17 protein-coding genes are annotated in these 18,425 nt (G+C 57.9%); 6 read left to right on the plus strand and 11 right to left on the minus strand.

The features are described 5' to 3' along the window. Positions 1 to 367: 367 nt before the first annotated feature. The 5 genes from HV796_RS08715 to HV796_RS08735 all read right to left on the minus strand — a co-directional run bounded on the left by HV796_RS08715 (position 368) and on the right by HV796_RS08735 (position 3,804). A complete protein-coding gene (locus tag HV796_RS08715) occupies positions 368 to 916 on the minus strand; it encodes an HAD domain-containing protein (protein ID WP_175226076.1) in 549 nt (182 codons plus the stop codon). A gap of 187 nt (positions 917 to 1,103) precedes the next feature. Next, on the minus strand, positions 1,104 to 2,078 hold the full coding sequence (locus tag HV796_RS08720) for a hypothetical protein (protein WP_246355771.1): 975 nt from the start codon (positions 2,076 to 2,078) through the stop codon (positions 1,104 to 1,106). Between the two features lie 56 nt (positions 2,079 to 2,134). Then, positions 2,135 to 2,713, minus strand: a complete 579-nt coding sequence (locus tag HV796_RS44080; RefSeq protein ID WP_246355772.1) for a BPSL0761 family protein — start codon at positions 2,711 to 2,713, stop codon at positions 2,135 to 2,137. Positions 2,714 to 2,726: 13 nt separating this feature from the next. Continuing rightward, positions 2,727 to 3,098, minus strand: coding sequence for a hypothetical protein (locus HV796_RS08730; protein ID WP_175226078.1), 372 nt, complete (start codon positions 3,096 to 3,098; stop codon positions 2,727 to 2,729). A 187-nt stretch (positions 3,099 to 3,285) separates the two neighbouring features. Then, positions 3,286 to 3,804 (minus strand): DUF6471 domain-containing protein, encoded by a 519-nt coding sequence (locus HV796_RS08735; RefSeq protein WP_175226079.1) that lies wholly within the window; start codon positions 3,802 to 3,804, stop codon positions 3,286 to 3,288. 535 nt (positions 3,805 to 4,339) lie between these two features. Here HV796_RS08735 and HV796_RS08740 point away from each other — a divergent pair. The 6 genes from HV796_RS08740 to HV796_RS08765 all read left to right on the plus strand — a co-directional run bounded on the left by HV796_RS08740 (position 4,340) and on the right by HV796_RS08765 (position 11,261). Further along, positions 4,340 to 5,113 (plus strand): hypothetical protein, encoded by a 774-nt coding sequence (locus tag HV796_RS08740; protein ID WP_175226080.1) that lies wholly within the window; start codon positions 4,340 to 4,342, stop codon positions 5,111 to 5,113. After that, on the plus strand, positions 5,110 to 7,137 hold the full coding sequence (locus tag HV796_RS08745) for a Mu transposase C-terminal domain-containing protein (protein ID WP_175226081.1): 2,028 nt from the start codon (positions 5,110 to 5,112) through the stop codon (positions 7,135 to 7,137). Before HV796_RS08740 ends, HV796_RS08745 begins: the two co-directional genes overlap by 4 nt. Continuing rightward, a complete protein-coding gene (locus HV796_RS08750) occupies positions 7,137 to 8,123 on the plus strand; it encodes an ATP-binding protein (RefSeq protein ID WP_175226082.1) in 987 nt (328 codons plus the stop codon). The genes HV796_RS08745 and HV796_RS08750 overlap by 1 nt, the downstream gene beginning before the upstream one ends. Beyond that, complete coding sequence (locus HV796_RS08755; protein ID WP_175226083.1) at positions 8,120 to 10,006, plus strand: TniQ family protein; 1,887 nt, start codon at positions 8,120 to 8,122, stop codon at positions 10,004 to 10,006. The genes HV796_RS08750 and HV796_RS08755 overlap by 4 nt, the downstream gene beginning before the upstream one ends. 98 nt (positions 10,007 to 10,104) lie before the next feature. Then, positions 10,105 to 10,920, plus strand: a complete 816-nt coding sequence (locus tag HV796_RS08760) for a hypothetical protein (protein ID WP_175226084.1) — start codon at positions 10,105 to 10,107, stop codon at positions 10,918 to 10,920. Next, positions 10,917 to 11,261 (plus strand): hypothetical protein, encoded by a 345-nt coding sequence (locus HV796_RS08765; protein WP_175226085.1) that lies wholly within the window; start codon positions 10,917 to 10,919, stop codon positions 11,259 to 11,261. Before HV796_RS08760 ends, HV796_RS08765 begins: the two co-directional genes overlap by 4 nt. A gap of 115 nt (positions 11,262 to 11,376) precedes the next feature. Here the strand turns inward: HV796_RS08765 and HV796_RS08770 are convergent, their stop codons facing one another. The 6 genes from HV796_RS08770 to HV796_RS08795 form a co-directional block, all read right to left on the minus strand. Next, on the minus strand, positions 11,377 to 12,279 hold the full coding sequence (locus HV796_RS08770; protein ID WP_175226086.1) for a plasmid partitioning protein RepB C-terminal domain-containing protein: 903 nt from the start codon (positions 12,277 to 12,279) through the stop codon (positions 11,377 to 11,379). Beyond that, on the minus strand, positions 12,276 to 13,145 hold the full coding sequence (locus HV796_RS08775) for a ParB/RepB/Spo0J family partition protein (RefSeq protein ID WP_377693783.1): 870 nt from the start codon (positions 13,143 to 13,145) through the stop codon (positions 12,276 to 12,278). Before HV796_RS08775 ends, HV796_RS08770 begins: the two co-directional genes overlap by 4 nt. Positions 13,146 to 13,174: 29 nt before the next feature. Continuing rightward, positions 13,175 to 14,740 (minus strand): recombinase family protein, encoded by a 1,566-nt coding sequence (locus HV796_RS08780; RefSeq protein ID WP_175226088.1) that lies wholly within the window; start codon positions 14,738 to 14,740, stop codon positions 13,175 to 13,177. A 169-nt stretch (positions 14,741 to 14,909) separates the two neighbouring features. Next, positions 14,910 to 15,353 (minus strand): hypothetical protein, encoded by a 444-nt coding sequence (locus HV796_RS08785; RefSeq protein WP_175226089.1) that lies wholly within the window; start codon positions 15,351 to 15,353, stop codon positions 14,910 to 14,912. A gap of 611 nt (positions 15,354 to 15,964) precedes the next feature. After that, positions 15,965 to 16,927, minus strand: a complete 963-nt coding sequence (locus tag HV796_RS08790; RefSeq protein WP_175226090.1) for an aspartyl/asparaginyl beta-hydroxylase domain-containing protein — start codon at positions 16,925 to 16,927, stop codon at positions 15,965 to 15,967. 44 nt (positions 16,928 to 16,971) lie between these two features. Beyond that, positions 16,972 to 18,213, minus strand: coding sequence for a benzoate/H(+) symporter BenE family transporter (locus HV796_RS08795; RefSeq protein ID WP_175226091.1), 1,242 nt, complete (start codon positions 18,211 to 18,213; stop codon positions 16,972 to 16,974). Between the last annotated feature and the right edge of the window lie 212 nt (positions 18,214 to 18,425).

The raw sequence follows: 18,425 nt of genomic DNA on the forward strand, positions 1-18,425 counted from the left end.
TTGCGGTGATGGCATCACGGTACAAGCCCGCTTCCTGCGAGACGCGCGCCAGTCCTCGCAGTGCCCTGCGTGCAACCTTCTTGCGTTTTGCGCAATAGGCCTCCGCTTTCGTGCGCGATGCATACTTGCGGCCGCGCCGTATTGTGACTGGGCGTAAGACGTGCTTGCGCAGAAGCTTCTTTCGCACATAAGAAGCCGTCACATTCAGCAGCTGTGCGAGTTCGCCCACTGACATCAGGTCGTTTGCTTTAGCGGTGGCCATTCAGAAAGGCTTGCCAGTCGCGCGTGTATCCTTGTATACAAGACTTCGGCGCAGTCGCCTGCTGACTCGCGCGACGTCGGCATCCCACCTTGTATTGCCCTATCATCATCGGTGCACCATCGCGGTTAGCTTCGTCCGCAACTCCTCGAGAACCTCTGGTGCGGAGATGCCGAGAATCTCGTCAGTTTGCACGAGCTTGTCGCGGCACCATGCAGGCCACTGTGCACCATCATCGTCCAGCGCGAGCCAATCCAATGGTTTGCGGCGCACAACGTCAGCCCATATTTGAACGCCTCGCGGTGCCGCTGCGAACTCTCTCTCATCCATTCTGGAGTGGAATGTCGCTCCAATGACGCGTTCCTGCAAGCTAGGCGTCAGCCGGCGGGAGACCCTCGCAATGCTGCCGTGATATCTGCGTACCCAGGATGTACTAAGGACAATCTGGACGTCTGGGTAGGGAGCCAGTTCCTGTTCGAGAAGCCAGACGTGTTCGAACAACTCGTGGCCGGGCGCGTTGACCAGCACCGGCCCGAGACGGGGATAGAAATAGACGCTCTCGGGCTGGACCACCCCATCGAAATCGACATAGAGAACCAGTCCACCGCGGCGTCTCGGCGGTGGCAGTAGATACGCGGCAGAAAGTTGCGTATGCATCTAGCGCGGGCCTTTGAGAAAATCCGCCCTGTCGATGGTCCACGCGTAGTCCATCGGCGCTACAAGACCGGGGTGCGTGCGGCATCCGGGGCTGGGGTCTCCGCAAGAGAGCACTTTGACCGTGACTCGTGGCATGGCAGTGACCTAATTCAGGGCATCGTGACATTTGAAAGCGCGGGCCCCGCGCTTAGCGTTTCATGAGGTGAGCGATGACCCGTTGGGCTACCTCAACGACGGATAGACGCTTCCCTGCAGGCAAGGTTTGTGGTGGCAGAGCCGGCGCGTCCTTATGGACGACGCGTACACGGAGTGATTCGCCGTCAACGCTTATCTGCACAAGGGCCTCTGAAATCGGTTCGGGATTTCCTGCTATCTGTCGCTCAACAAAAAGCGTGAACGGCGCTAGTTTGGGGTATGGGCCCAAAGGCCATTCGTATCCGGGCGCGTGCAACGCTTCAGAGGCGCGTTCCCACAGCGGTCGGCGCGGGTCGATTTCTACTACCGCTGTGTACAGCGGCTCGACATCCGTCGGCACGGCTTGGTGTTCGCCCTCGTACATTTTGACGGCAGTGCGCGACCACTCTGCGGCCCAAGCCGCAGCTAGGCGACTCAGCGATTTGAAATCATCGTCGTTCTCGAGCATGTCGAGCGGGCTGCGGTCACCAAGGCTTCCACGCCGCGAGGATAAAAACCCCAGCCGGGAGTCAGCTGGTGCAGATGCAATGATTCGGCATATTGCCTGTAGCCGACTTCGATTGTGTGTTTGGTCCGCAAGCTGTGCTGGGTAGTACACCGCTCCGTCGACCTCCAGTGTGAAGAGGCTCCCGTCTGCTAACAAGCTGCTCAGACGCCCCTCAGTCACGCCGAGGCGTTGGCGGAAATCGGCTTCGGAAATCAGCTCCCCATTTGCAACCATATCGCGCCGCGCGCGAAGCGCTTGCTGCCAAAGGTGCTCACGCAGGATGTCGCCGCCCACATCTTCGCCGGCCTCAAGGTACGCCTCGCAAACAATTTGTTCTATGCGAGCAATGACGTCATCAGGCAGCTCGTGAAACGTGTCTCGCTCGGCTGCCAGTAGTTGGAATTTGTTTGCAGCGATTTTGCGCACAAGCGCCGACGCCAAAAATTGCGCTATATCGAATTCGTCGCCGATGCGCCGCATCGCGATGGCCCACCCGGTGCGCCTCATTTGGTCTCGCTGAACTCTAGCAGATGACATCAAGGTTCGACCCAATTCGGCCTTGGCTGTGAGAGTACCGAAGCAGCAATGTGATGGATGCGCTCGGCGAGACTGCAAGCAGCTTCGATTGGTACGCTAGGCAGGTACGGGCTCGCCTCGGCATTCCACGTTGCTAGCAACTTGACCGCATGGTCGTCCGACGCTGACGCGTTCATTGCTGACAGCCCAAGTTGCATGACTTCGCTATTCGGATGCTTCATTCCATCGATGCACTGGCCTTGGCTTTCGGCAAGCTCACAGCAACAAAAATAGACAGATTCAAACGCACATCGCATCCGAGTATGTACCGATACCCTCTTGTTATGGGCATCGCGCAGGTAAGCCGTACTGGCCGCAATACGAGGCGCCTCCTGCGATTTACTATCAGGTTGTAACCAGAGGCTGGGGAGCATGGAGGCAGATACGGCCATGTCAGCGTCCAGCGGGTAGTGACGCAGGAGACCAAGCGCAACAGACTGAACCAGGCCGGGGATGGAAATTTCCTTCGCTGTCGCAAGGGTCTGTAAGAAGTCGCGAGTACTGATGACCGCACGCGTTCGTTGCTCCGGCGTTGTCACGTTGCCTCCTGTGCTAGTCACGGATATTGATGCCCCGAGCGCTCGCAACGAAGGCGGAGGAGCCTTTGCTCGCCGTCGCCAGAATATCGGCTGTCACGTCACGTGACGATGCAACGCGATACATCTTGCACCACGATTGCCACACATCCGCCGAGTCGGTATTCCATCCAGGTTCGCCCTGCAGCCGATACATCCGGCCGGTACTCGTTTCGGCGGTCCGAGTGTGTGCGTCGAAACTCGCAATCGCAGATGAGACGCGACCGGTCAGTGTGTCGACCCGCATGCCCACGAGGTGGCATTCGCCGCGCTCGGTGCGCCGGACGGACCAGTTGATGAGCACAATTTCGGGTTCTTCTTGAACTGACTGGGGGCGCCAGAGGGGCATAGTTCGACTCCGGGTGAGTCCGTGCCGCACTGCTTACCGGTCTTGGGGCAACATCCATTCCGACGGCTGCTTCCTATGCGAAGAACCTGTTTCTCGCAGAAACTAAACGCTCACAAAAAAGTGAAACAAAAATCTCACTTAAATTTTAGGTCGGCGGGTGAAGAACCGCAAGAGAGAAATGCCGCGGTTACGGCGAGCGAATTTCGGATGCGCTGGCCAATGCAGCGTCCACCAGGTCGTCGGCATCGATGTATTGGTCGAGGCTCGTGCTACCTAACGCGGTTAAGCACTGCAGCGCAACAGCGAGAGACAGCGAGCCATCTGAGATATGGGCCATAAGAGCCCTTTCCGAGATGTTGTTGCCGAATCGGCGAAGGCGCTGAATCAGCTCGTCTGAGGTAACCCACGGTTGTCTTGCCAGTTCGGCCGACAGAACGGCGGCTGCACGCTGCCCCCAGTCCCCCTGTGAGCGCATTGCTGCCGACCAGACGGCGGGCGGTCGGGCGGAGGAGATGTCGATGACTTGTAGGAGCAACTCGAGCTTCGCGGTACCCCGCGTCACCTTAAGAATAAGTGAGCGCTCGGTCTCGGTGTACCCGAGGTCGACCAATGCCACTGCAAGTCGCGCGTAGGTCAAATCCTTCCGTGCAAGTGCAACACGCAGCACGCGCGTTGCGAGGCGGGTCCACGGGGTTGATGCCTCCACGAACGGTCCTTGAATTCTATGCCAGATGGACTAGGATGAAATCGAAACAAAAGTCTCAATTTCCTGCGGGCTTAGGGAACAAAAAAGTAAAACATTCGTGGCAACGAGCCCCTTGTAGGCAAAGCACTCATTGGATTGTACGGGAGCAAGAGCTCCCAGCTCTCAAGCAGGGTGCTTGAAGATTTTAGATGATGAAGTTGCGACAGGTGATTGTGTGTCGCGCGGCCCGATTGCGACCACTGTTCTATGCGTCACTTCCTATGACGGGCGCACATCAAGCCTCGCGAGTGCAGCACGGCGCGGCTGACTCGCGTACCGCACGCTAAGCGAGACACGTCGAGTTCGCATCTCAAAATGTTTTGCCGCGTAGAAATTTTAGCTACGAGGCACTGTGCCTACACGCCTCGCGAACTCAATTTTCTCGCGAGGACAATATGACTAACCATGCAGGTACTAACGCACGCCCTTGCTTCACCCTTTGGTCGGTTGAAGGGCTAGCCACTAAAAGCAACTCCGTCTGGACAGGAGGTGCGCAATGACCCGCGCGTCCGTGGCTTATGGCCGTCGCGGTCGCGTGAGTGCAGCCAACACCGGTATCCGTCACACGGCGTCGACATACGGCAAGGCGAAATTCGGTACGTACAGCGAGAAAGCAGGTGGCCACCTCAACGTCGAATCCGACGCCGAGCGATTCGTTACGCATCTTCTGGCGATTGACCCGCGCGTCAGAGCTTTTCGGCCACAGCCATTTTGTGTCGACCTGATTGACCAGCGCCTCCTGTTTTCGAGAGATGCCTTGCGCGAAGCCTCGCACAAGCATCGCGATGTGCCAGGTCCGAAGTTCTACACGGTCGATTTCAGCATCGACTGGCAAGACGGACTGCATCATGCGGTCGAAGTCAAAGCCGAAGGCTTCGAAGGAGACGACGTCTATTGGGAAAAAGTTGCGCGGGCCCGCCCGATTCTGGCTGCCAATAGCTACCCGCTCCGAACCGTGGTGGCGCCGGCAAGCTCCGGACATCCAATCCGGATGAATTCGAGGGTGCTCAAGCAGGCTACCCATCAAATCCAGGCGCATCTGACCGACGAACTCGTCGAGAGCGTCACACGTCGCTGTGAAGGTGGGCCTGTCTCGGTGCGCGCGTTGTGCTCAGACCTTCAACTACTGCCCGGTCTGATTCCTGTCTTGCTGGTCAGCGGCGTGCTCGAAGGCGACCTTGCCCATCACCCTATCTGCGGCACGCTTGAATTGTCCCTGGCGTATGGGGACCTGGCCCATCTCTGCCTGTTTGAGGGAGTAGAAAAATGAAGCCCATCCTGCTCCGGCGTGACCGGCTTGCTCCGCCCGGCAATCGCGACGCTTATCTGGAAGTACTTGACCCACACCCTCGCGGTGGATGCATCAAGGTATTCGATGCCGAGAAGCGTGAGGAAAGGTACATCGAAATAGAGGACATTGCGGCAGACATCCACGCTGGCAAGAAGACCTTGCTTCGCGCAGGCAAACCTCGCTTCAGTCATGCCGCGCAACCCGGCGACAAAGCACTGGACGAACGTAGCCTCTTCGCCTATGAGGTCATACGGCGCATCCAGAACATCCAGACGCAGCGAGGCATCAGTTGTCTGCAGGCATATCAACTTGCCGCAGAAGAGTACGGTCATGATGCCTCGCCGCTATCGCGACCCTTTCCGCGGCTGTCAACGATATATCGGTATCGAAGGCACGACATGGCCGGCCTGCCGGTTCTTCGCGGAAACAAAAACAAGGGTAACCGCGTGCCGCGGTATCCGCAGGAAGTCGTTGATACGATTTGTACTGTCGCTGAGCGACTTTATCTGGTGCCCATGTCCCGCTGGTCGTTGAGGAAAGTGACCGACTACGTCAACCGCAACGTGCTCGGCGCTCTTCTGCCCGCAACCCACCCTCCGATAAGCATCAGGTATGTGAAAGAGACCATCCTGCGCTTCGCCAGCGCCGACCCAGAGCACAACCGTATGCTTCCGAGGGACGCCGTGGCAGGGAAGTCATTCGCGAAGAGGCGCATCCGTGCTGAAGTGCCCTTCGAGCGGGTGGAGCAGGATGCACTGCACCTGCCATACGTCGTCGAGACACCGAGCGGCGTGAGCAGCCAGCTCTACCTCGTGCATGCCATCGACTGTTGCACAAGCTATCCAGTCGGTTGGCACTTTGTCGTTGGCGCGCCGAGAGATACCGATACGCTCGCGTGCGCAGAGATGTATATGGCGCCCATCAAGAAGAAACGATTCGAGGAATTGGGCATCGACCACGAGATGAATGTGTGTGGCACACCGGGCCAGCTCATCTTCGATAACGGGCCGGAGGCCAAAACCAGCCGTATCGAGAACCTCCAAAAGCTCGGCGTTGACGTCAAGCACTGTAAATCCAGAGCTCCGCAGCAAAAGCCTTTTATCGAACGTTTTAATCGTTCTCTCAAGGAGGCCCTCGAAGGACTGCCTGGCTGCACGCGCATGGACGGCGAGGATGGAAAGCGTGACCCGGTTGCGCTTGGCGACAAGCTCCTGACAATCGATGAACTTGAGCGCTGGGTTGTCCGTTGGTACTACGAAAAGTGGATTCACACTCCACTCGAGCGTTTGCGGTGGGATGTCGTCCTCACGGACTCTCTGACGGGCGACTCTCCTGCAGAGCGCTGGAAGCATTTCGAGGCGTCATGCATCGCGGTCTCGCTTCCACCATCGCGAGCGGAGTGGCTAGCTGCGCTTTGCGAGCACACGGAGAACAAGCTGAGCCGGAAGACGGGCATCACGGTAGACGGGCTGCATTACAAGGATGACGAAATTGAAACCCTGATTGGTAGGTATGGCGAAAAGCAGTTTCTGCACGTGCTGTTCAACCCGGATGACTTCCGACATGTCTATATCTATGAAGGCGATGATGTTCCACTCGTCCCACTGCCATATGAGCACTTGCGACCCGAGACACCGGCCTGGTCGTTCAAGGAGGCAAAGGAGCGGTTTAAAAGGCACAAAACCAGCTTTAAGCCAGCTCCGCAGGCCGAGAAATTCGACGGAGATATGCATGAAACGGTCGTGGCCGAATCTCTTGCACCCAAAAGCAAAAAATCGGGCAAGCACGAGAGAAACCGCGAGACCGCACGCCTGGAGAAAGTGGCCAAGGCCATCGAGCGCGCGACGAAGCACCCGGGTCCGCTGCTACCGCCGCCGCTGCTGAAGGGCGGGCCCAATACAGCATCGGAAGCGCCACCTGCCGCCGTGCGGCGTATCAGTCCGATGCCCGACGACGTGGCCCTGCTTCCCGTGCTGGACCGTGACAGCGGAGATTTACTGTAATGACACCCGCAAAGCAATTACGCGTAGCTATCGAGACCTGCGAACTCCCGCATCCGCTTTTCCTTGAGCAACTCAAGCCGCTCAGGCAGCGCATCGAGGACGCCATTGATGGAGGCGCGAGTCGTATCGAGCGCGTCATGGGACCGTCGCGTGTCGGCAAGTCGATGCTCATCAATGCGCTAAGACGGACGTTTCCGGAAACGAAGGTCGACGGACGGCGTCACGTGCCTCTGCTCGTTGTGCCGGTGCCCACGCCCGTGTCGCCACTGCTATTGCCTTCGAGCGTGCTCACAGCGCTTGGCCTGCCGGTTCAGCGCAGCATCACCTCTGGTGCCATGGGTAACCGCATGCTGGACCAGTTGACGCTCGCCGGTACGCGCGTCGCGATTTTTGAGGAAGCGAGCCACCTCGTCGAACCGGGTGCGCGGGTGCCGCCACGCTCGGCTGGAGACTGGTTCAAGACATTGGCGGATTCGCGCCTGACGGTCTTTCTGTTCGGCGTGCCACGTCTCGAGCGTCTGTTCGAGCACAACGAGCAGTTGCGTATGCGCACGTCGGCTCGGCGCCTCCTTTTACCTTACGATTCCCGAATTCCCGAGAACATGAAGGCATTCCATACGTGTGTTGCGACCTATGCAAATCTTTTTCGCGAATCTGGCTATCCGATAGACCTGCCGATACCTGCACTCACCTACCAGTGCTACCTGCTGACCGGCGGGCTGATTGGCGTGTTGAGCCGGTTCATGCAGGAGCTGGCCAGTCAGATGGCGTATGAGTTGCCACGGCCTCTCACGTTCAACGACTGCCAGGCAGCAGCAGATGCAATCGAAGCCGCCGGTTCCCACCACTTCCGAGCGTTCCAGAATCACGCTGCCATGCAGTCGGATGTCGCATCCGCAGCCCTTCACCAGTCCTTCGTGCAGGTGATGAACGACAACGACCTCCCGGTTCCTGTTATCCGCGAACAATCCGGAGGTGGCAAATGAGTCTGCTCATAACGTATGCGCCACGGGACGACGAATCCGGGCATGGGTATTACCGCAGGCTCGCTGCCGATAACGTGCTGTCTAGCTGGCGCGAGCTGGCAGGCCTCGCTGGCGTACAACGCAATCGCAGCGCACTGCTCGGTCATGCCGATTTTGTCGCGGGACAGCTTGGTCTCGAAAATTCATGGGCGCATTTTGCGAGCAACCAGGAAGTGGCATGCCGCAGATGGGGCCGCCTGCATCGCGCCCAGTCCGACGCTGTCTGTCCGGGGTGCCTGGCCGAAGAAGGCCACCTGCGTCACTATTGGGAGCACACGTACGCCACCGCGTGCCCTCACCACCGTTTCCGGCTTGTCGACAGGTGCGACGCTTGTGGAGAGATGCTGTCGCCCCATCGCTATCTCATTGACCGATGTGATTGCGGTCACGACCTTCGCATGCTTCCTCGCACAGCTTCAAGCCATGCACAGCATTGGCTGTCCACGCTCATTGCCAGCACTGGGCAACAGTCGGGCGGCGTGGACATCGATAAGTTGGGTAAGGTCGTGCGCACGCTTTGCCTGTACGCCGACCCAACGCTGCCATCACCTCCTCGAGGGGCCGCATTGCCGAACTCTATTGCTGAAGCCATCGACTTACTCGAGCCTCTAGAAACGATGCTGGCTGATTGGCCTGCGGGCTTCCAGTCGCATGTCGAGAAACGCATTGCCGCAGGTAAGCCCGGCGCCCGAACACTTAACACGTTGCTTGGCGCCTGGTACATTAGCCTGCGCAAACTCTGTCTGGGCGGCGCACTCCAGCCGTTCCTCAAAATCGTCATCGAAGTCGCTGCTGCGCGATTCGACGGCACGCTCGGGCTGGACTCGGCGAAAGCCATGGCGGAGGAGGTGACCAAGTACATGCGTGCGCCCGACGCGGCAAAAGCTATTGGCGTCAGTGCTTCACGCCTGCACAAAGCCATCCAGGCCGGAGAGTGCGATTACCGCACGCGCCTCCCGGGTAAGCGCGGGCAGGTCAATGAAATCCCGCACGCCGAAGTCGCACGCATCCAGCAACGGCGCAGTGAATGGATGACCGGCGCGCAAGCTTGCGAGCTGTCGGGTGTGCCGCCATCCGTGCTTCAGCACATGATGGCGGCAGGCGTGATTCGGTCCGATGTGAGCTGGCGCGAAGACATACTGAAGGGCGGTCTGGTTGAGCGCCAATCCGTACTAGATGTGGTCGCGCGCATCAGCGAAGCTGCAGAACCTGCTGCAGCCCCAGATGACGAAAAACTCACGTGGGCAGGACTGACCAGCAGACGTATGGGCGACCGGCAAGCCATCCAGTCCCTGATGCAGGCAATTGCTGAAGGCAAGGTAAAGGCCGTCGTGCGCGGTCACAGACTCGGCGAGATGGCCTTCCTGCGAGCCGACGTTACCCCATACTTTTCGACGCCATTGCTAGAAGCCGGCATGTCTATTCAGCAGTTGTCGAAGTTGACCGGCTGGAAATGGGAAAGCATCTCACATTGGATTGATTCCGGCGTGTTAGCGTCCGAAGAAATCCGGTTACGTGGTCAGCCTTGTAGGGTTGTGCTGCCGCACCATTTGCTCTCATTCCGCCAGAGTTATGTACCGCTCGCAGACCTCGCGAAGGCTATGGGAACAAAGTCGTCCGCACTTGCGAGACTACTGTCACCAATAGAGATAGTTGGTGCGCACACGTTGCCCAATGGTGCGCAGCGTGGCGCACTGGTAAAGACTGCTGACCTGGGACGGCTGGCCATCGTCGGAGCGAAAAGTCTTGAGTTTGACTTGCAAAGACGACCAGTCCCTGGCAGCAAGATACATCTGGCTCTCGTCCGTGCTGCATCAGTTCCCCCGGTATCGACGACGACTTGAAGTATCCGCCGCACATTAGTCGAACAGCGGCCGCGGACAACAACAATTAGCCACTATGACGGTCTGAGCTGATTAGTCACGGTTGCAAGCGTAGCCTAGTGTCTAAGAATTTCGGCTTGAGATTGATAGCCGTTTCTCAAAAAACTAAAGAAGCGTCACCAACTTGCCGTTATGAGGTTGCTAATTTCCCGATTTTATCGAAGAAAATACACATGCCTATCAAGTGGCAAGCCCTCAGCAATCTTCAGCGCTGGATGTACATGGATGCACAATCCCGTGCGCTGTTTGACTTGACGAAAGTACATATCTATATCAACCCCTCCGTCAGGCAGGCTTTCGATTGGAGTGAAAGCGACTGGAAGCTACTCTCTGGTGCGCCATCGGGTAGCACAGTGTCCGTGGATTGCGTCGGTGGAGTTGTTTCTATGCTTATTGCAAATGACGAAATGTTGGTCAATCCGTTCATGTTGCCTCTCACGTTTGACGAGGCGCGTAGACCGCATCGAATTTTTCCGCAGAAGCTAGAGGTGAGTTCTAGGCACCAAGTTAAAGGAGTCGCTACTCGTATGGTTGCTCTCTGTGCCAACACAGCGACGGCCTTAGGATTTCGCCAGATTGAACTGCAGGCTATTCAGAGCGCCGAGTCGACTACGGCCATGCGGCATAACGGTGCCTATACGTTTGCAAGACTGGGCTTTGACGGCGCGATTTCGGATGAGGTTGTTCGAAAGCTCCCTTCTGAATTGAAAGGATGTAGAAGATTGCTAGACCTAGTCGAGACGCCTTCGGGAGTAAAGTTTTGGCGAGAACACGCCGATTCCACAGCGATGAGCTTCGACCTTTCTCCGGGCAGTCGCAATTGGGCAGCCCTTCGAAGGTACCTGAATGAAAAACGAATCCGAGTAATAAAATGAAACAGAAATTCTCTTTCTCGAGTGATGCCGAAATGCAGGCACTTGTTCAAAGCATCGCAGAAGCTCAGCAGGCGCTCGCGGAGATACGCGAGCAAATACCCGAGTTGTTTTCTGAGGAGCGACTCGCCGAGCAGTTGCGTCGGGCAAATATCGCGATAGCGCAGCAAATTGAGGCACGGAAGCAAAAGCGGCGCGCTTGGGGCGGAACACTAATCCGTACTTTCTGGCTCTGCCTCAGGAGTTTCGGGTCGGTCGGTATCAGTAACGAATTCCCTGCCCCGAGTGGAGTACGACTCGAAGCTCGGAGTAAAGCAGCGGTCGTAGAACTGGGACGCAGCTAAGCAAAAGCGAAGCGAAGACGACAACATTGCCATTGCGTTGCGCAGAGCGCAAACGCCGTCGCTCATCTCGGAGCGCGTCGCCCGCGATGCGGACCGCCACTATGTGAGAGTGCGGCTAGATAGCTGCGCTGAATTGCTGCTGGTCGAGAGAAATCGTCGCGATGATGGACTCGAATTCCACCATCAAATCCGGATGGCGTTGGGCAACGTATTGACGTGCAGATTCGTTTTCGAGGAGCTTGGCGAGATATCCTTTCGCAAGCACCAGATTCAACACGTCCTGACCGTAAGTCTGTTCCACGAGCTTGTACTGCCCCTGCAGATTGCTCATTTCCCGCTCCATTTTCGCCATCTGCTCCGGGCTAACGCCAGTCAGTTTGCGCGGCTTCTTGCCATCCACAAGACGTGCCGCAGGCGTGGCTACCAACAATGCCTCGGCGTAGGCGACTGACACGTTGTTCGCGGCCGCCATCAGCTCAACGCATTCGACCTGCCGCGTGGGCTTCATTTTGCGAATCGCGCGAACAAGGTCCGGCGAGAACTGCCGGTCTCCGAGCAGTTCAGCCGCCTCCGGGCAAATGCCGTCGAGCAGCGACATCTTCTTTATGATTTGCGATACGTCCACGGAGAGCGCTTTCGCCAATCGTTCGGGCGAAACGCCTCTGTCGATAACGCGCCGTATCATATAGTGCTCCTGGACTGTAGAGAGGCGATTGACACGGTTGTTATAGGTGTAGCTCTCGTCATCGGTCGCGACAAGACAGGCAGCGTGCTCGTGCCCCAGGTCCTGGATGGCAAGCAGGCGTAGATGCCCATCGAGCAGAACATGTTGTCCGGAGGACTGGTTCGCAGGCGTTACGGAGAGTGGTTCAATGAGGCCTACCTCCTCAATGGACGTCCTAATCTGTTTGAACTTACGCGACTCAATCACGGGCGTCGGTATTCTGCGCGATGGCAGGATGCTCGAGACCGGCACCGACAGCGGCTCAGGGATGAATCCAAGGGTTACGCCAGTCATGTGGCACTCCCGCCTGACCAGACGCGTTCGGCAAGATACTTCGGCAAGCTCGCCAGGCCCTCCGCGCGCAACAGGTTGACAAAGTTCTCATCGGCAAACAGTTGCCTCAATGCGCCGACCACAAATAGCAAACGCTGTTGCGTGAATTCGGCCTTTCTCACCATGGACTTCTGACGTTCTACCTCGTGCTCATACGTGCGTACGAGACTCGATGTCGTGACGCCGGCAGTCCTGCTCGTCATGTTGCGCGCCGTGCTTCGCCCGAGTGCTTTTCTGCGCTCGATGACACGGCGTGCGTTCATCAATTGCTTGCCCCGCAATTTGCCCGACTCATACGCCTCCTGGAGTGCTGCCTGTATTTCGGCGTCGTCATCGCCGGCGCCGACAATCGTGAGAGCCGCATTCAGGGGAACAAGCCCTTTCTCCACCGCAACGACAAGTCTCTCCTCTCCCTGGTGCAGCAGCGTGAGGATGCCGTGAACGTAAGCCGGCGTAAGACCAGTCTTCTCGGCAATGACCTTCGGCGCATATCCCTGCTCCTGCAATTGCCGGATGCCGGCAAGCCGCTCGAGTGGGCGACACTGTCTGCGCGCGATGTTTTCAGTCAGGCTCATGACGAACGCGTCTTCGTCGCTCACGCTCACAACGAGTGCCGGAATGGTCGCTTCCCCAAGCGAGCGGAACGCCTTCAGTCGCCCCTCGCCACACACGAGCAGGTATTTTTCTATGCCGCCAGCCGTTGCTCGCGGCGTGACCAGGATTGGCTTTTTGAGACCGATGGCCTTGATGTTGTCGACGATTTCACTGAAAACCCGACCATTGCGCTCCCGCGGATTGATGACTTCAATCTGATTGACGGGGACCATCCGGATTTCTCCGAGCTGCTGCCGCGCGTTCACGCTACTCTCCTCAGACGGGCGCGCGCTGCCATGCCATAGAGGTAGTCCAGCGTGTCGAAGCGATAACTCTCAAATTCGATTGGATTCTGGTCGGCGAGATGAATGCGAGGCTGTCCGAAATCCAGACGCGGCAACAGGTAGTAGTCCAGCGCCGAAGCATTCGCGTGGTCGAGCCGCACCGCGACCGTGATATCCGGCAGGAGGCTCGTATCGAAGCGCACCTTCCAGTGATTGCGGCCATTGTCATGCGCCTGGCAGCGCGCGAGCACGATGCACGCCGTGAACTCGTCGTTCACCGTCAGCAGGTCGGTCGCCGGGTCGCGCACTACCGTGCCGCCCAGGTCCGCGATTTTCTTCTCCGTCTGCGCAACGATTTCCGGATGCAGTTGCCGCAGGAAGCGGTTGGTCTCAACGTATCGATAATCCCGGCCGGGAGTAAAACCCACGGTCTGGTAGGCACGAATCAAACTGCCGAAGCGGTACACATAGACAGAGGTTGAAGGCATGCCATCGGTTTCGTCAATCACGACGCCAGACAGAAACCCGCGACTGCGGTACAGGTTGCGCAGTCGCTCGATAAGCTCCTCATTCGAGTAATGACGCGCTCTCGCTCTCATGATGCCCTGAGCGGTGTAGAACGTTTCGCTCGGCACAATTGCCTGAAATGCTGCCTCCTTTCGAATCCACATGTCCGGCGTGTTGGTCACGCGCATCTTCTTCAGCTTGAACGACACGCGGTTGTAGACGTTGTTGCCGATGTATTTTTCGTTGGTCAGTACCTCCCGTACGGTTGCCCGTGTCCACTCGCGGTCAAGGTCAGTCCGCACATGCATGCCATTCAGGCGAGCTGCGATTGCGTATTCATCGAGCGACTCATCGATAAACCAGTTATAGATGAGATTGACGGTTCGCACCTCGCTTTCAGGGCCCGGCATGAGGATGACCCGGTCGGTCTGCAGGCTCTTGTGTTCGCCGCGGCACAGTTCCGCCTTCATGAGGCCGTGCTGGTCGACCAGTACGCGCCGCAACCCATAGCCCGCTGGACCCCCTTGCCGGAAGCCCATCTCAATCAGACGGCACTGCCCGGCGAACACCTTCGCGGACAACTCGCGGCTGTATTCACCGGCCATTGCACGCTTTACGCCTTTAACGATGGTCGAGACAGGTGACCCATCGTTCTCGAACTGCTCGGCGCAGTACGCAACCTGGATGCCGGCGCGCCGGCAGATGTATTCGTAGTACGCACTTTCATCCGCATCCTGAAATCGCCCCCATCGACTCACGTCATAAACGAGGATGACGCAGAAATCGGCATGGCCATTGGCAACGTCGGAGATGAGACGTTGAAGTGCGTGGCGACCATCGATTCGAAGACCACTTTTACCCTCATCGGCATAGGTGCGAACGATTTGGAATCCGCGACGGGTTGCGTAGTCCCGAATCCGGTCGCGCTGATTCTCGGTCGAATACTGCTGATGCTCGGTCGACATCCGCACATACTCTGCTGCCCGTCCCGCCAGGGAGCCGGCTACGACTGCTGCACCCGCGCCATTGGATGACATTTTCCGCTCCGCAACTCAGACATAGACACGCGGCAGACACCGAGCGCAAAGGGAGCCCCAAAATGCGAACGCCGCGGCTTCACATCAGGTCGTGGCGGTCAAATGCGGACGGTGACAAGGCAAAGGTAGCAGGCCAGACGCCAATGCGCATCACGTCATCTCTTTGCAATCATATGGGTGGCGCCGCCGGCGCAGACAGTACGGCGATGTGGACGGTCCACGCATCCATCTTTGCAACGCCGGCCGCATCCGCATCACACAGCATGTAGAAGCCAGACCCCAGCGGTTGACGGGACCGGATGACGTCCATCTTTGCAATCGCCTCAAAATTCCGCCGTGCGTTGCGTACGCGCTGCATGCCGCGGTTGCGCTCTCGATACGCCGGATGCGCTGCTCGATATTCGCGCCAGTAGCTCGAGTGGCCCGCGCGCCATTTCGCCTGCGCCCGAGCCTGGTTGTCGCGATAGTCGTCGTCGACACGAAGCCGTCGGTTCTGCCAGTCACGCCGACGCGCGCGCTGGCACGCTTTGGTCGAGCAGTAACGCTGACGCGGAACGTGCAGCAGCGGCACGAACGCGTTGCCGCAGGCGAGACAAAGGCGGGTCGATTTCATGGGTCCCCTCCAGGTCGGGTTGCGACGGGCGGGTGCGGAGGGCTCGACCAGCCCTCGAAATCACTGGTCTGAGACGGAATGGAGAACGGCTTGTCCCGGCGACCGCCGCGTTAAGCAGCCATCTGAGTTTGCTTGATGCGGTAGTAGGTCGGTCTCAGAAACCTGGACACTTCTTGACCGCCGGCGTGCATCGAGATGGTTCGCTCAAGAGCGCGAATTGCTAAAATTAGCTTATATGACGCGCAGTTTTTTGCGACTCGAAGTACAAACCTGAGTGACAGCTGCTGATGGGATAGGGTGATTTATATCGCGTGCTTCATACACGGGTTGAAATGACCGGGGATGGATTTTCTCAGCTTATGCGTCCGATTTTCTCGCATTATGTGCTTGCATTGACCGGAGGTCCTTGCCCGGCAAGGGCGACTTTCTCGGGTTTTGCATCCTTCTACAGGCCCGTGGTTGGGTTCCACAGAAACTAAAAAGTGCAACCGGAGTTAGTGAATAGGTCCGGCCGAGCTTGAAAAGGCGCCCTGCGTGATTGGGCGCTTTTCTTCTGAAGCCGTAATGGCATGGCGGTTCAACGATAGCGGCTAGCAGAGGGAAGATCTCGTTCAAAAGCGTGAAGTGTACGCATGCGTTTCACATGGCGCATGGCTCATCCACGTACGTGCGCCGCATGCCCTCATTGTCCTGCTGGCGGCAGTGTCCCGAAATCCCTGAGGTGACCCGATATAAAACCTCTGCATCCTCTCGCAATGCTCGACGAGCTCTTGCCGCCGGGTCATCCTGGCGACCGTCGTCAGATTCTTATAGATATCGCTAACCGGCGATTCAAACCGCAAATGCACTTTCGACAGCTTCACAAGAATATGCTCCGCATCATCCTTGTCATTAAAAGACGTCGACAGCAGCGCCAGGTAATCCTGCAAATCCTCCGGCTCGAGCCTCGTCCGCGCAACCAGCGCAGGTTCAATCGCTTCATCGCGAATCGAATGGTCCTTGAAGATCATCGAATAATGCGGATTCGCTACATCAGCATACTGAAAATCCAGACTCAAAATCCGCCGGTTATCGGAAGTGAGGTTAAGCGCCCCATGCGGCAGCGTGGACTCCAGAATCCAGACGTCCCCCTTCCGCATCCGGAAGACGCCAAAATGTTCCTCCGTGTGATACGAGTCGATACAGGTTTCAAGCGGAATCAGAATGCGAACATACCGATCCTTCTCTTCGGACAGTTCGAGGAAGTCGGTATGTGGAATGACCAGCCCGTTGACGAGATTGCGCACGCGCGCCATGCGCAGATGCTCGACATCAAAACAGTCCTCGATGATCTTGCTGAGGTACGGCGTCGCGGCCCCGACCTGCGTGCGGATGGCCGGATAGTCATAGTCGAAATACTGCGTATCGGTCCATTCACCGCTTCTGTTCCACAGCGAATGATTGATCCACGTTCCTGAGCCAAACTCGTCGTACTGTTCCCTCAGACGCGGCAGTTTGGATAGCACCTCCAGGTCGTTGCTTAGCAGCGCGTCATCGAATTTGATGCGTCCTATGAGGCGAGTCGCCGTCACCATGGTTATGTTCTCCCGTTGTCAATGTGTTTTACGACGCGAATCGATCACGTGCGCTCTTTTTCAACTGTCGCGGTAGCCGCTGCCGCAGCGTCCGCACTCGATTGCTTCGCAGTAGCCGCAACCCGCTTCCTCGAAAGCACAACCGAGAAGACGACACCCGCAACGAGTCCCCACAGCGCGGACCCCAAACCGAAGAACGACATCCCGGACACCGTGACCACAAAAGTGATGACCGACGATTCCCGATGCGTTTCATTCGCGAGCGCAGAGGCGAGGCTGGATACGAGCGTACCGAGCAGCGCCAGACCTGCGAGCGTGCTGGTGAGCCCGCCAGGCAAACGCGCAAAGAGCGCGACAATCGATGCACCAAACGCACCGATGCAGAGGTAGCCAATACCGCAGACGACGCCCGAGATATATCGGCGTTGCGGGTCCTCATGACATTCGGGGCTTGCGCACATCGCACCGACAATGGCCGCCGGGTTGATTCCGGAGTTACCGAACAGCGACAGTGGAACCGACATCAGCCCACTCGCACCGACCACCGATCGCGGCGAGATCGCGAATCCCGCGCTACGCAGAACATGGATCGACGTCGCATATTGGGTGAGCGCGAGCAGTAGCAAAGGCAAGCCCAAGCCAATCAGCGACTCCGCGGAAAAGCCAGGAATCGTGAGCTCAGGCCTCACGATACTGAGATCCAGCCCATGCCCACTGAGATCCGCGTCCGGAAGCGCGACCACAATTCCAGCCAGCAACGCCAGCGCAACCGCATAACGCGGAATGACGCGCCGACAGACGACGTACACAACGACGACAGGCAAGACAACGAAGGGCGTCGCTTCGAGCGACCGAAATATGCCCGCGCAGAATTCGAAAAGCACACCGGCGATCATCGCGGAGAGCAAATGGGCCGGCAGATGCTGGATCAGCCGCGTAAACAGACCCGACAGACCCAACACCGCAACGATAATCGACACAGCGAGATAGCAACCGATCACCTCGCTGAACGGATAGTGAGCAAGCCCGGTAATCAACAGCGCGACGCCGGGTGTAGACCAGGCCCCGATCACCGGCATTCTGTGCCGCAGGCTAAGCCAAAGACCGAGGGCGCCGGCGCCGATGGAGACCGCCCAGATCCAGGTAGACAGCAGGTCGTGCGACAGATGCCCGGCCTGCGCGGCCTGCACGACGATGAGTACCGGACCGCTATACGTTGCGACAAGGGCGATCAGTCCCGCGATGGCGGCGGACATGGAAAAGTCTGCGCGTATCCTGGCGAACATCGTATTTCTCTCCGACAGGGCGAAGTGGCCGAGCCGTCAGCACCCGGCCGATCGAAGCCCTGCTTATTGGTGTGGAAGCAAACGATTCGACGCCAGGACGATGGGTTTGGCAGGTTCCCGATCTGGCGCCGACATCCTCAACACAACATGGAATTCTTATAGGATTCCGTATTGTTTGAGATAGGAATTCCTATTCAACCTTCGTCAATCGT

Origin of the sequence: Paraburkholderia humisilvae (genome assembly GCF_902859855.1) — a bacterium.
GTDB lineage: Bacteria > Pseudomonadota > Gammaproteobacteria > Burkholderiales > Burkholderiaceae > Paraburkholderia > Paraburkholderia humisilvae.